Origin of the sequence: Aliarcobacter thereius LMG 24486, assembly GCF_004214815.1 — a bacterium.
Lineage (GTDB): Bacteria > Campylobacterota > Campylobacteria > Campylobacterales > Arcobacteraceae > Aliarcobacter > Aliarcobacter thereius.
In genome coordinates this window covers 1,563,569-1,577,250 of record NZ_CP035926.1, presented here as the reverse complement: position 1 = coordinate 1,577,250, position 13,682 = coordinate 1,563,569, and the positions used below count along the sequence as shown (strand labels likewise).

13 protein-coding genes are annotated in these 13,682 nt (G+C 28.1%); 10 read left to right on the top strand and 3 right to left on the bottom strand.

Translation table 11 applies throughout. The annotated features are described in order from the left end of the window. The 3 genes from ATH_RS08145 (at position 1) to ATH_RS08135 (ending at position 4,228) form a co-directional block, all read left to right on the top strand. Positions 1-864 carry a mechanosensitive ion channel family protein gene (locus ATH_RS08145; RefSeq protein ID WP_083190895.1) on the top strand — a complete coding sequence of 288 codons (864 nt, stop codon included), beginning with the start codon at positions 1-3 and terminating at the stop codon, positions 862-864. Continuing rightward, positions 839-2,062: a tRNA nucleotidyltransferase/poly(A) polymerase family protein gene (locus ATH_RS08140; RefSeq protein ID WP_066181177.1), complete on the top strand. Its 1,224-nt coding sequence runs from the start codon at positions 839-841 to the stop codon at positions 2,060-2,062. The genes ATH_RS08145 and ATH_RS08140 overlap by 26 nt, the downstream gene beginning before the upstream one ends. Before the next feature lie 123 nt (positions 2,063-2,185). Beyond that, positions 2,186-4,228 carry a TonB-dependent receptor domain-containing protein gene (locus ATH_RS08135; RefSeq protein WP_066181178.1) on the top strand — a complete coding sequence of 681 codons (2,043 nt, stop codon included), beginning with the start codon at positions 2,186-2,188 and terminating at the stop codon, positions 4,226-4,228. 40 nt (positions 4,229-4,268) lie between these two features. On the opposite strand, the gene ATH_RS08130 is transcribed toward ATH_RS08135, so the two are convergent. Beyond that, on the bottom strand, positions 4,269-5,483 hold the full coding sequence (locus tag ATH_RS08130; protein WP_235664934.1) for an apolipoprotein N-acyltransferase: 1,215 nt from the start codon (positions 5,481-5,483) through the stop codon (positions 4,269-4,271). Between the two features lie 79 nt (positions 5,484-5,562). Here ATH_RS08130 and yajC point away from each other — a divergent pair, with 79 nt between their 5' ends. Genes yajC through ATH_RS08110 form a run of 4 tightly spaced genes read left to right on the top strand, consistent with a single transcriptional unit; the run spans position 5,563 to position 8,642 of the window. Beyond that, positions 5,563-5,829, top strand: a complete 267-nt coding sequence (gene yajC, locus ATH_RS08125; protein ID WP_066171210.1) for a preprotein translocase subunit YajC — start codon at positions 5,563-5,565, stop codon at positions 5,827-5,829. A gap of 52 nt (positions 5,830-5,881) precedes the next feature. After that, the gene (secD, locus tag ATH_RS08120; protein WP_066181179.1) at positions 5,882-7,447 is read left to right on the top strand and encodes a protein translocase subunit SecD; all 1,566 of its coding nucleotides are present in this window, start codon (positions 5,882-5,884) and stop codon (positions 7,445-7,447) included. After that, positions 7,447-8,415, top strand: coding sequence for a protein translocase subunit SecF (gene secF / locus ATH_RS08115; protein ID WP_066181181.1), 969 nt, complete (start codon positions 7,447-7,449; stop codon positions 8,413-8,415). Before secD ends, secF begins: the two co-directional genes overlap by 1 nt. Before the next feature lie 2 nt (positions 8,416-8,417). Then, positions 8,418-8,642 carry a hypothetical protein gene (locus tag ATH_RS08110; RefSeq protein ID WP_066181184.1) on the top strand — a complete coding sequence of 75 codons (225 nt, stop codon included), beginning with the start codon at positions 8,418-8,420 and terminating at the stop codon, positions 8,640-8,642. Positions 8,643-8,705: 63 nt separating this feature from the next. On the opposite strand, the gene motB is transcribed toward ATH_RS08110, so the two are convergent. Together motB and motA are read right to left on the bottom strand one after the other, a co-directional pair. Next, positions 8,706-9,446, bottom strand: coding sequence for a flagellar motor protein MotB (gene motB / locus ATH_RS08105; RefSeq protein WP_066181186.1), 741 nt, complete (start codon positions 9,444-9,446; stop codon positions 8,706-8,708). A 12-nt stretch (positions 9,447-9,458) separates the two neighbouring features. After that, positions 9,459-10,211: a flagellar motor stator protein MotA gene (gene motA, locus ATH_RS08100; RefSeq protein ID WP_066181191.1), complete on the bottom strand. Its 753-nt coding sequence runs from the start codon at positions 10,209-10,211 to the stop codon at positions 9,459-9,461. Between the two features lie 141 nt (positions 10,212-10,352). Between motA and ATH_RS08095 the strand changes: the two genes are divergently transcribed. Genes ATH_RS08095 through ATH_RS08085 form a run of 3 tightly spaced genes read left to right on the top strand, consistent with a single transcriptional unit; the run spans position 10,353 to position 13,680 of the window. Further along, on the top strand, positions 10,353-10,697 hold the full coding sequence (locus tag ATH_RS08095) for a DUF6394 family protein (RefSeq protein ID WP_066171227.1): 345 nt from the start codon (positions 10,353-10,355) through the stop codon (positions 10,695-10,697). Continuing rightward, positions 10,697-13,168, top strand: a complete 2,472-nt coding sequence (gene leuS, locus ATH_RS08090; RefSeq protein WP_066181193.1) for a leucine--tRNA ligase — start codon at positions 10,697-10,699, stop codon at positions 13,166-13,168. The genes ATH_RS08095 and leuS overlap by 1 nt, the downstream gene beginning before the upstream one ends. A gap of 2 nt (positions 13,169-13,170) precedes the next feature. Beyond that, positions 13,171-13,680: a hypothetical protein gene (locus ATH_RS08085; RefSeq protein WP_066181196.1), complete on the top strand. Its 510-nt coding sequence runs from the start codon at positions 13,171-13,173 to the stop codon at positions 13,678-13,680. Positions 13,681-13,682: the final 2 nt, after the last annotated feature.

Sequence of the window (13,682 nt, the reverse complement as noted above, 5' to 3'; positions counted from 1 at the left end):
ATGGATATGCCAAATATAGAGACAAGTATTAATAGTATTAAGAAAGATTTTCAATCTTTTATTCCTCAAAACTTAATTGATAATCTTCTTGATTACTCTTGGTCGATTTTTCTTGCAATTATAATTTTTCTTATAGGAAAATGGATTGTAAATAGAGTTGTAAAAGTATTTGGAAAAATCATAAGAAAGATTGATGGGATAGATGAAATACTTGTTAAATTTTTGGAAAATTTAGTTTATTATTCTCTAATTACAGCTGTTGTTATTGCAGCTTTAAATAAACTAGGAATTACTACAACATCATTTCTAGCAATACTTGGAGCAGCTGGATTAGCTATTGGTTTGGCACTTAAAGACTCTTTAGGAAATTTTGCCTCAGGTGTTATGATAATAATATTTAAACCATTTAAAGTGGGTGATCTTGTAAGTGCTGGTGGAGTAACTGGGAGTGTAAGCGAAGTAGGGATTTTTAGTACAGTTTTTATAACAGGAGACAATCAAAGAATAATTGTACCAAATAGTTCAATTACAAGTGGTTCTATTACAAATGTAAATGCATTTGATACAAGAAGAGTTGATTTAGTTGTTAGCATATCTTATGATGATGATATTAAAAAAACAAAAGAGTTATTAACAAACTTACTTTCATCAAATGAAAAAGTATTACTTGAAAAAGGGCTTACAGTTTCAGTTTCTGAACTTGCTGATTCTTCTATAAATTTTGTTGTAAGAGCTTGGGTTAATACTCCTGATTATTGGGAAGTAAGATTTAATTTAATAGAAAATATCAAACTAATGTTTGATAAAGAAGGAATTACAATTCCATATCCAACTCAATATGTTTACCAAAATAACCAAAATTGAAATACCTAAAGAACTAGAAAACATTTTTGATGATTTAAAAAAAATAAAAGCTGAGCCAATAATTGTTGGAGGCTCAGTTAGAGATAGTTTTTTAAATAAAAAGATAAAAGATTATGATATAGAAGTTTTTAATATAAGTTCTATTGAAAATTTAATAAAACTTCTTTCAAAATACCAAGAACCTAAATTTGTAGGAAAATCTTTTGGTGTTTTAAAACTAAAATTTGATGATTTGGAATTTGATTTTTCTCTTCCAAGAACTGAAAGTAAAATAGGTCAAAAACATAGAGATTTTGATGTTGTTTTAGATTCAAAATTAACTTATGAAGAAGCTAGTAAAAGAAGAGATTTTACTATAAACTCTATTGGATATGATTATTTTAAAAATCAATTTCTTGATCCACATAATGGAATAGATGACTTAAAAAATAGAAAAATAAAACATATAGATGATAAAACATTTGTAGAAGATAGTTTAAGAGTTTTTAGAGCAGTACAATTTGCTTCAAGGTTTAATTTTAAAATAGATAATAATACAAAAGAGCTTTGTAAAAATATTGTAAAAAACAAAGAACTTGAATATTTATCAAGTGAAAGAGTTTTTGAAGAATTAAAAAAACTATTTTTAAAATCAAAAAAACCAAGTATTGGATTAAAACTTTTAGATGACTTAGAGATATTTGATATCTCTTTTAAAAAATCTTATAAAGCTATTGATAAGCTTATAAGAATTTTAGAAAATAAAGATATAAAAGATGAAAAAAGAGTATTAGCAATTGTTTTTGCACTATTATTAAAAAAACAAAATAAAGAGAAAAAAGATAATTTCATATCTAAAGTAATCAATGATAAAAGCTTAATAAAACATATAAATCTCTTAATAGAAAATGAACTTAGAAATGATATTAAATATTTGAAAAGATTATCTTTAAAAGTAAATATTGAAGAGTTAATCTTCATATATTTTGCAAAAAATAAAAACAAAAAAAGATTAAAAAATATACTTAAAAAATTAAAGAAAAATAATATTTTAAATAAACCTATGGAAATATTAGTTTTGGGAAAAGATTTGATTGATGCTGGATTTTCTGCTGGATTAGAGTTTAAAGAGCTTTTAGAGAAGGCTTTAAATCTTCAAATAAATAATAAGCTCTCAAAATCGGAAATAATAGAAAAGCTAAAAAGTTATGATAATTAGTATCAATTTAAAGATAAATTAAGCAAGTAATCTATAATATTAAGCCATTACAATAGTGATAACAATTATTAGAATACAATTTTCGTATTCTAATTTTTTTATTGCTAAAATTTAGGAGAAAAAATGAAGATTAAAATGGCTTTTAGTGTAGCAAGTATATTACTTGCACAAAATTTGATTTTAGCAAATGAAGCTACAAAACTTGATTCTGTACAAGTTGTAACAACAGCTTCAGGTTTTGAGCAAAATGTAGCTGATGCTCCAGCTTCAATTTCTGTTATTACTGGTGAAGAACTACAAAAAAAATCTTATACAGATGTTATAGATGCTGTTAAAAATATTCCTGGTATTTCTGTGTCAGGTGGTGGAAATAATCAAGAGATTACTATTCGTGGAATGGGAGCAAACTATACTAAGTATTTGATAAATGGTAAACCTATTAGCGTAGGAAGAGCTGTAAACGGAAATGGAACAGATGGTGGGAAAATTGGTGCATATTTACCACCTATCGATATGATAGAAAGAATAGAGGTAATTAGAGGACCTATGAGTTCACTTTATGGAAGTGATGCTATGGGAGGAGTTATAAATATTATTACAAAAAAAGCTTCTGTTGATGAGTGGAAAGGAAGTATTAGTCCAGAGTATACAAAATCTGCTAATGATATTTCAAATGATAACTATGGTGTGAGTATGTATCTAACTGGACCTTTAATTAAAGATAAATTATCATTATCATTAGATGGAAATTTTCAAGGAACTGATGAAAGTGATTATATAGGTGGAGAAGGTCATAAATCAGGTTCTAGTGAATCAGAAAAGAAAGTTAGAAAAGTTGGAAGTGAATTAAATTGGAATATTGATGAAAATAATGAATTAGCTTTAAGATATGATTTTTCAAGACAAGAATATACTACAACACCTGGGAAAAGTATATCTTTGTTGGATACAAAAGGTAATCCAGCTAAAAGATCAACAAATCAGAATGAGAAATATTCATATACATTAGGTCATCAAGCTAAATATGATAGCTTTTTATTAGATACATATTATAAAGATGAAACAACAGAAAAGATTTATGAAGGAAATACAGAAGACCAAAAAAGAGAAGAGTTAAAAACATTCAATACTCAAGGTTCATTCTTTATAGATAATCATACTATAACAGCTGGTGGACAATATCAATATGAAAAAGTTATTGATAACACAAATGGACTTTTATCAGCAACAGGTGTAGATCAAGTTGATAGATGGCTTATGGCATTATATTTAGAAGATGAGTGGGGAATTAGTGATGATTTCGCATTAACAATAGGTGCAAGATATAATAAAGATGAATATTTTGGTAGTGAAATTACTCCAAGAATATATGGAATATATCATTTAACAGATAATCTTACTTTAAAAGGTGGGGTAAGTACAGGTTATAAACAGCCAACTGTTACACAAATTTCTGAAGGATTTGGTAGTGTTACAGGGAAAGGTAGTGGAGTTATTATTGGAAATCCTGACTTAAAACCTGAGAAAACTACAAGCTATGAGTTAGGAGTAAATTACTCTAATGATGATATAGGATTATTTAGTAGTTTAATGATTTTCCAAACGGATTTTAAAGATAAAATTGTTGAATCAAGAAAATGTGATAGTCCAGGAACAAATAATAATTCAGCAGTAAGTGATTGGAAGTGTAGTGCTAATGGAAAACCAATGAGATTTGTAAGTCAAATGGAAAATGTTGATGATGCTGAAATGAAAGGAATAGAGTTTAGTTTAGATTATGATATTTTAGAAAACTTTACAGCAAGTACAAGTTATACTTATACAAAATCAGAACAAAAAAGTGGAGATTTTAAAGGGGAGCCTTTAAATAAAATGCCAAAGAATATGGTAAATATTGCTTTTGATTGGGATATTTCTAGTAAATGGAGTGCATGGACACAATATAACTATAGAGGTAAAACAAGTGACTATTTAAGTAGAACTTCTATGAGTAAAGGGACACCTGGATATGGAACAGCTGACTTAGGATTCGTTTATAAAGCTAAAAAAGATTTAAGCTTAAAAGCAGGAGTATATAATTTCACAAATAAAGAGATTACAAATGATGATTATGATGTTGTAATAGATGGAATAAGATATACTGTTGGTATGAACTTAAGATTCTAAAACAAACTCACTCAACAAGGATTAAATTCCTTGTTGAAAACTATTTTTTATAAACTCTATTTTTACTTCCATTTACAATATGATAGATATTTATATCGTACTTACTTGAATAATATTTTAAAAGAAGATGCTGTAAAGTTGGCTCAATAGATGGAGTAAACCAAGCATTATTTGAAATCATAATCATATTTTCTACACCATTTAAATCTTCATAAATTTTATCATTTGTCCCTTCATAGCAAATAGCATTTCTAAACTTTGTATCTTTTACTAAAAAATCTGTTGCTTGTGAAGCTTTACTTAAATCATTTGCACCACCATAAATAAGATTATTTAGAAAATCTTGCATAAATTTTGGAAGTGGAATCTCTTCTCCAAACGGAACAAGCACAACTTTCTTTGCTATTTGAACATTTTCTTTACTAAAAAAATATGAAGCATTGTAGTAAGACTTATTCTCTTTATAAATTGAACCAGCAATAATATCAATATCATTTGATAATATTTTCAACTCTTCAAACAAAGATTTATAATCACTTAAAACAAAGGTAAATATTGTTTCAGGAAGAACAATTACATCATATTTTTCATCTATTGCTTTGTAAATCTCATCTAAAACCAAACTATTTATTTTTTTGAAATTCTCTTTTTGCCATCTTAAGTCTTGATTTATATAAAATTGACTCATATATATTTTTGGAAAATCTTTTTCATCTAAAATAGTGTTTTGATTTTCATTTTTTAGAAAATTTTGTGAAAATGAAAGAGCCAAAATAAAAGGGAAAATAGCAATAACTCTAAAGTTTTTTAATCTATTTTCAAAAAGAATTAAAAATCCTATAATAATAAGAATAAAAGATGGTTTTGAACTATTTAAATATGAGTTTATAAATATTAAATCAAGTTTTAACCAATCAAATCCAAAAGGAGCATAAAATAAAAAAAGAGAGATTAAAATAGCTTTAAGATATATATTTTTAAATAATCCTAAAAGTAAAAAAGATAATCCATAAAAAATACCCAATCCCAAAATAATAAATGGTGCTAAATAGTTTAAATCATAGTACTGTAAACTATTTATAAACCACCAAAACCAAAATACTCCTACAAAAAAACCAGTGAAAAATAGATCACTTTTTGAATATTTTAAAAGAAGAAAAATTGAAGCCAAAGCAAAAAATGTATCAAGCAATTTAAAACTAATATTAAAATAATCAAGATAGATAAAAGAGCTTAAAAGTATTGATAAAACCAAGCCGTTTATTATACTTCTTTTGTTAAAATGTTGGGTTTTTAGAAAAAACATAGATAACTTCTTAGAAAAAGGAAATGACATGCAAGGTGATTTATTAACATCATTACTACCTTTGGTTGCTTTATTTGCGATATTTTATTTTTTAATTATAAGACCGCAACAAAAACAAGCAAAAGCTCATAAAGAAATGATTGCAGGACTTAAAAAAGGTGATAGCATTGTAACTAATGGTGGCTTAATGGTTGAGGTTGTAAAAGTTGAAGAGACTTATTTTTTAGTAAAAAATAGTGATAACTCAGAGATGAAACTAGCAAAAGAGTTCGTAGCTAGACAAATTACAGCATAAAAATAGATTTAAGATATGTTATTCATATCTTAAATGCCTTAAAGGATAAATATTGAAATTTTTTAATTTTAAACTAACAATTTTTCTAATAGCTTTTATATTTGGAATTGTTTTTTCTTTTCCATCTTTATTTGATAAAGATTATGGAAAAAAAGTAAATCTTGGACTTGATCTTCAAGGTGGACTTCATATGCTTCTTGGAGTTAAAACAGAAGAAGCAGTTACATCTAAAATAAAATCAATAGCAACTGCTATTAAATATTTCACAGATGATGAAGAACTTCTAATAGATGGACTTACTATTATTGAAAATAGTATTATTTTCTCTGTTTTGGATATTGATGAAATCCCAAAAATGGATAAAATGCTAACAGAGATAAAAGGTCTGGATATAGTAAAAGATAATTTAGAGTATAAAATAGAGTTAAATGCTGAAGAGATAATTAAAACAAAAGATTATTCTGTTGCACAAGCTGTTGAAACTATTAGAAATAGACTTGACCAATTTGGGCTTAGCGAACCAAGTGTTTTAAGACAAGGTGAGGATTATATTGTTGTAGAACTTCCAGGAATTAAAACAGCTCAAGAAGAAAAAGATGCGAGAGATTTAATATCAAAACCAGCAAATCTTGAACTTATGGCAGTTGATGAAGAGAGAAATGGAAGAGTTAATCAAATGACTAGCAAAGAAGCATCTTTGTATGGGGATATTATTTTAGAAGATACAAATGATCCAAATAGAAGATTTTTAGTAAAAGAGATTCCAATTTTAGATGGAAGTCAAATTGTTGATGCACAAGTTGCTTTTAATCAAACAAATCAGCCAATCATTAACTTTACACTAAATTCAGCAGGAGCTAGAATTTTTGCAGATTTTACAGCAAAAAACACTGGAAAAAGACTTGCTATTGTTCTTGATGGAAAAGTTTATTCTGCACCAAATATAAATGAGAGAATTGGTGGTGGAAGTGGACAAATTAGTGGTGGTTTTACAGTTCAAGAAGCTGGAAATGTAGCAATTGCACTTAGAAGTGGAGCCCTTTTAGCAAGTATTGATATGCTTGAAAAAAGAAGTGTTGGACCATCTTTGGGAGCTGAAAGTATAAAAGCTTCTATGGTAGCTTTAGTTTCTGGAACAGCTTTAATATTTCTATTTATGATGTTTTATTATAGAAGAGCTGGTGTTATAGCAAATATTGCACTTATTGCAAATATATTTATTATTTTAGCAGTTATGGCAATTTTTGGAGCAACTTTAACACTTCCTGGAATGGCAGGAATTATTCTTACAATGGGAATGGCAATTGACTCAAACGTAATTATTAATGAAAGAATCAGAGAAGCTTTAAGAAGTGGAGCAGGAGTTCATAAGGCTATTGAAGATGGTTATTCTAATGCTTTAAGAGCAATCCTAGATTCAAATATAACTTCACTTTTGGTTGCAGTTGTGTTATATGCTTATGGAAGTGGACCTATAAAAGGTTTTGCAGTTACAATTTCTATTGGTATTTTAACTTCAATGCTAACAGCAATTGTAGGGACACATGGTATTTATAAAGCTATTTTACCAAAAATAGCAAAAGATAAAAATAATAAAAAATGGTTTGGAGTAGCATAATGGAAATTTTTAGCAATAATAAAACATATGATTTTATGGGTAAAAAGATACCATTTTTAGGACTATCTGGTATATTAATTATAGCTTCTCTTGTTCTTTTATTTACTAAAGGATTAAACTACGGAATAGATTTTGTAGGTGGAACAGTTGTTCAAGTAAAATATGACAAAGAAGCACCAGTTGAACAAATTAGAGAAGTTTTACAAAATACAACTTATGCAAATTCAACTGTTACGGAGTTTGGAAGTAAAGAAGAGATAACTATAAGATTTACTGGAAGTACAAGTGATATTACAAATGATATTAGTGATGAGATGCATAAAATATTAGATCCAACAGGAAATTTCGAGATAAGAAAAATTGATATGGTAGGAGCAAAAGTTGGAGGAGAGTTAAGAGTAAAAGGTATTACGGCTCTTGCTCTTGCACTTCTTGCAATGCTTATTTATATTACATATAGATTTGAATGGAAATTTGCTGTTGCTTCAATTATTGGTCTTGTTCACGATGTTATTATATCTTTAGGATTTATAAGTCTATTTAATATAGATGTAAACCTTGATATGATTGCAGCAATTTTAACTTTGATTGGATATACGATAAATGATACTATTATTGTAAATGATAGAATTAGAGAGACTCTTCATACTTCAAAACAGACTGATTTAGATGCTCTTATAAATGAATCTGTAAGTAGAACTTTATCAAGAACAGTATTAACATCTTCAACAACTTGGTTTGTTGTTGTAACAATGTTGTTATTTGGTGGAGAGATTATTTATGCATTTACATTTACTCTATTTGTAGGAATAATAATAGGAACATACTCTTCTATTTTTGTTGTTTCACCATTTATTAAATTCTTAGGATTTAATATAAATGATTATAGATCAAAAGAACAACAAAAAGAGATAGCAAAAAAAGAGAAAGAAAAACTAAGAGCTATGTATGAACAAGGAAGAGTTTAATAGTGAAAAGACTATTAACTCTTTTTATAACTCTTCTTATTTTAGTAGCAATTAGTGCATACTTATTGATTAATAATAAAAGCTTAAAAGAGCTAAAAGAAGAGTTTATAAAGAATGAAGAAACAATAGAAAATAAAGAAGAAACAATAACTCCAGAAGCTCCGAAGCTTCCACAAAACTCAAATATACAAGAAAAAAGAGATGCTTTAAAAAAGATGTTTAACTAGGAATAAATTAATAGATTAAATAGAGGGTTTAGAAGAGATAAACTCTTCTAAAATAATTATAAGTTATTTCATATTCTTAAAAATAGTTTCTAAATCCATATCTTCTTCACTAATAGGATTTCCAGTTGTTCTTAATTCAAAAACTACGACTCTTTTGTCTTGAAGAGTTGATTCTTTATTACTTCCATAACCACTAGAGAATAGTTTTTTTGGATTTACTTTGTATTTTACAAGTTCTCTAATAACATTATTAGCTCTTGCAGTTGATAAATCTAAAGCATCTTTAAATCTTGAACCTCTAATCTCTGCCTCTTCAGCAAAACCTTGTACATTTACTTCTGTATCTTCAGGCATTGTTTGAATTAAAGTTGCAAGATTTTCTAAAAAATCTTTTGCAAATATAGAACTAGCTTCAGCTTTACCTGCATCAAATACTAGGTGAGCAGGAACACTCATAACTGAGCCATCAGGAAGTTCAATTAAATTTGCACCTTTATTTTTATTTTGTTCTGCTTCTTGATTATTTTCTAAAGTATGAACAATAACTTTTCTTCCTTCTACATTATCAGGACTAGCTTCATCAGTCATTGCTTTTTCTGTTTTAGTCTCTTCTTCTATTATATTAGCAGTAGGAAAATTATATATTTTTATAAACTCTTCTTTTAAAGCTTTTTGTTTTTCAACATTTATTGATGCTAAAGCATAAAGGGCAATAAATAGTGCAAGAAGAAGACTTAAAAAATCTGCATAAGGAACAGCCCACTTTTCACCAGCAGGACACTCACATTTTTTCTTTTTAGCCATATTTTCTAACTCTTATAAAGGCATTGGAGTTACCATTTTTGATAACTTAAGTTTTAACTCACCAGGAGCATCCCCTCTAGCTATTGCTTTACATGCTGCTAAAATAAGTAGTTGTTCTTTTACAACTAAACCACCTTTAGCTTTCATTTTTGCTCCCCAAGGTCCAAGGAAAATATATGAACCAGCAATTCCCATAACTGTTGCTGTAAATGCACCAGCAATACCAGCTGCCATTGCTGGTGGATTATCTAATTGTTGAAGAGCAAGAATAAGACCAAAAACAGCTCCAACAAGACCAATAGTAGGAGCTGTTTCTCCTGCATGTAACCAAAAATGTGAAGCTCCATGATAATACTCTTCAGTTGCCTCAACTACTGGTTCAAGCTGTTCTTCAAGCTGTTCTTCTCTTGAACCATCAACAACCATACTTAAAGCCTCTTTTAGAAATGCATGATCAATATTTTGAATATCTTTTTCTAAAGCTAGAACACCTTGCTTTTTTACTGTAATTGCATACTCAACAAGCTCATCAATTCTTGCTTCATAGTTCACAGGAGATTTCTTAAAAATCATTTTGAACTCTTTAAAAGCTGCTTTTACATATGAGCTTTCAGTTGCAGTAACAGCTGCTAATATTGCTGTTGGAATAACAATAATAAACGAAGCTATATGAAGAACTCCAGCTGGGTTTCCACCTTCTAAAATAACTCCAACAGATATAGATATTAAAGCACCTATTAAACCTATTACTACAGATAAATCCATTTATTTTCCTAAAAAAAAATTGATTTAATCATATCTAAAAAAAATTAAAAATAAGCTGTACTAGAAAATAGCTATCAAATTAGTTTTTTATGGATAATTTGATAGTATGTTAGGTTTAAAACTAAAATCAAAAGGATTAAAATGGACTGGGGTAAAGTTACCTATATTTTCTTATCTTTGATGTCACTTACTACAACAGCTGGATTTATATATGATCCAAATGCAGTGGCACTTTTTGTTGCATCAGGAGTGAACTTAATTTCAACTATTATAAAAATAGGGGTAAAAAATCTTTTAGCAGCTGAACTCTTGGCTAGTTCATTAGTTGCAGATTTACACTTGATTCCTGCATTTTTAGTATATGTATTTAGTGGAAATGTTAAGCTAGCAATTGCTCTTGCAATTGGAGCTGTTATAGCAAATATTGTATCAGTTGCACTATCTTTAATTGAGAGTGCAAAAAGTAATGAAAAGGATGATTATTAATGCAATACGCAAGTAAGATTGTTGAGAAAAAATGGCAAAATTTTTGGCAAGAGAATGGATCTTTTGAAGTAAAAGAAGATTATAAATTACCAAAAAAATATATTTTAAGTATGTTCCCATATCCAAGTGGAAGAATACATATGGGGCATGTAAGAAATTATTGTATTGGAGATGCTTTTGCAAGACACTTTAGAAAAAATGGATTTAATGTTCTTCATCCAATAGGATGGGATAGTTTTGGAATGCCAGCTGAAAATGCTGCTATACAAAATAAACTTCATCCAAAAAAATGGACTTATGAAAATATTGCTTATATGAAAGAAGAACTTAGAAGTTTAGGATTATCATTTTGTGAGAAGCAAGAGTTTGCAACAAGTGATGAACTATACACAAAGTTTGAACAAGAAATTTTTATTAAAATGTATGAAGCTGGAATTGTTTACCAAAAAAGTGCAAGTTTGAATTGGTGTAATGATTGTGCAACAGTTTTAGCAAATGAGCAAGTTGAAGATGGTTGTTGCTGGAGATGTAGCAATGAAGTTGTTCAAAAAGAGATGCCAGGATATTATATTGCTATTACAAAATATGCACAAAAACTTCTTGATGATTTAAAAACATTAGAAAACTCTTGGCCATCACAAGTTTTAACTATGCAAGAAAATTGGATAGGAAGAAGTGAAGGGCTAGAATTTAAATTTGAAGTTACAAAAGAGACAAGAGCAAAGCTAGATAAAATGTTTTCAAGTTTTGAAGTATTTACAACAAGACCTGATACAATTTATGGAGTAACTTATGTTGCTATTGCACCTGAACACGATATTGTAAAATATATAGTAGATAATGGACTTTTACCAAAAAATAAATTAAATGCTATAAAAAATATTCAAAAAGTTGCTGAAAAAGATAGAGCTAGTTTGGAAAAAGAGGGAGTTGATTTAGAAATAGAGGTTATTCATCCATTAACAGGGCAAAAACTTCCAGTTTGGACAGCTAATTTTGTATTAAAATCTTATGGTGGAGGTGCTGTTATGAGTGTACCTGCACATGATCAAAGAGATTTTGAATTTGCTCAAAATTATGATTTACCTATTAAACAAGTTATTGTAAAGAATAAAGATGAAGCTCTTTCAAGTAGATTAAAAGAGGCTTTCACAGAAGATGGTATTTTAGTTGATTGTGAAGGATTTAGTGGATTAACAACAGCTCAAGCTAAAGAAGCAATAATTTATCACTTTGAACAAAATTCAATAGGAACAAAAAAAGTAAACTTTAAATTAAGAGATTGGGGAGTTTCAAGACAGAGATATTGGGGTGCTCCTATTCCTTTTGTGCATTGTGATTCTTGTGGACTTGTACCTGAAAAAATAGAAAATCTTCCAATTGCACTTCCAGATGATGTTGAAATCACAGGAGAAGGTAATCCTCTTGAAAAACATCCAACATGGAAAAAATGTGCTTGTCCAAAATGTGGGAAAGATGCAAGAAGAGAAACTGATACTTTAGATACTTTTGTTCAATCATCTTGGTATTTTTTAAGATATGCAACAAATTTCAAAAAATGGAATAATGAAGCTATAAATCTTGAAGATAGCAATTATTGGATGGATGTTGACCAATATATTGGTGGAATTGAACATGCCATTTTACACCTTTTATATGCAAGATTTTTTACAAAAGTACTTAAAGATTTAGGATATACAAATTCTAGTGAGCCATTTAAAAACCTTTTAACTCAAGGAATGGTTTTAAAAGATGGTGCAAAAATGAGTAAATCTAAAGGAAATGTTGTAGATCCTGATTTAATTATTCAAAAATATGGAGCAGATACAGCAAGATTATTTATTCTTTTTGCAGCACCACCAACAAAAGAGCTTGAGTGGAATGATAGTGCAGTTGAAGGAGCTTATAAATTTATAAAAAGATTTTATGAAAGAGCTTCAAATATTACTCCAAATGGATTAAAATCATTTAAAAATATTGATCAAAAAGTATTAAACAAAGAAGAAAAAGAAGCTAGAAAAAAAGTATATGAAGCTTTAGTTAAATCAAATGAAGTTTTAACAAAAACTTATGCTTTTAATACTTTAATAGCATCTTGTATGGAAGCTTTAAACTCATTACAAGTACAAAAAAATGAAGCTATTTGGGCAGAAGCTTATTATATATTAACAAATATTTTAGAGCCAATCATTCCACATACATCTTGGGAATTAGCAAATGAATTTTTTGATTTAGAGAATTTTGAAAAAACTATAGAGATTAAGAATGAAGTATTTGAACAAGATAGTATAGTTTTAGCTGTTACAATAAATGGTAAAAAAAGATCTGAAATTGAAGTTTCAAAAGATGCTTCAAATGAAGAGATTTTAAAATTAGCTAAAAAATCATCAGAAAAATGGCTAGAAAATGCAACAATAATTAAAGAAATTGTTGTGCCAAATAAACTTGTAAATATAGTAATTAAAGGTTAAATATGTTTAAAAAAACTACACTTTTTTTACTTATTGCTATATTTTTCTCTTCTTGTGGATATAAACCAAGTGCTTATTATGCCAAAGAGCAATTGGATAAAAATGTTTATGTAAGAGTTGAAATAAGAGCTAATGATCCAAGAAACTCTGTTCTTGTAAAAGATGCTATTACAAAAATTTTGATTCAAAAGATAGATTCAAAATTAGTTGATAATGAGTTTGAAGCAGAAGTAATAATGGATTTGAGTATAAAAAGTGTTAGTTTTAATGTTTTGCAATATGATAAAGATGGTCATAATAAACTATATAAAGCAAAAGTAAATCTTGGAGTTAAATATTTTACAAAAAGTACAGGAAAAACTATAAGATTTGATATTTCAGGAGAGAATGACTTTGCTATTGGTCAAGGTGTAACATTGAATGATACACATAGATTTGAAGCAGTTTCAAAAGCAAGTGATATGGCTGTAAGTGAACTTTTATCAAGAGTAGCTGTTGCTTCATTTGAGTAAAA

Bases quoted from the DNA above. Each gene is read 5' to 3' on its own strand.
- ATH_RS08145 (WP_083190895.1), top strand. From the start codon at position 1: ATGGATATGCCAAATATAGAGACAAGTATTAATAGTATTAAGAAAGAT.
- yajC (WP_066171210.1), top strand. From the start codon at position 5,563: ATGCAAGGTGATTTATTAACATCATTACTACCTTTGGTTGCTTTATTT.
- ATH_RS08095 (WP_066171227.1), top strand. From the start codon at position 10,353: ATGGACTGGGGTAAAGTTACCTATATTTTCTTATCTTTGATGTCACTT.
- motB (WP_066181186.1), bottom strand. From the start codon at position 9,446: ATGGCTAAAAAGAAAAAATGTGAGTGTCCTGCTGGTGAAAAGTGGGCT.
- motA (WP_066181191.1), bottom strand. From the start codon at position 10,211: ATGGATTTATCTGTAGTAATAGGTTTAATAGGTGCTTTAATATCTATA.
- ATH_RS08085 (WP_066181196.1), top strand. From the start codon at position 13,171: ATGTTTAAAAAAACTACACTTTTTTTACTTATTGCTATATTTTTCTCT.
- secF (WP_066181181.1), top strand. From the start codon at position 7,447: ATGGAAATTTTTAGCAATAATAAAACATATGATTTTATGGGTAAAAAG.
- leuS (WP_066181193.1), top strand. From the start codon at position 10,697: ATGCAATACGCAAGTAAGATTGTTGAGAAAAAATGGCAAAATTTTTGG.
- ATH_RS08140 (WP_066181177.1), top strand. From the start codon at position 839: ATGTTTACCAAAATAACCAAAATTGAAATACCTAAAGAACTAGAAAAC.
- ATH_RS08135 (WP_066181178.1), top strand. From the start codon at position 2,186: ATGAAGATTAAAATGGCTTTTAGTGTAGCAAGTATATTACTTGCACAA.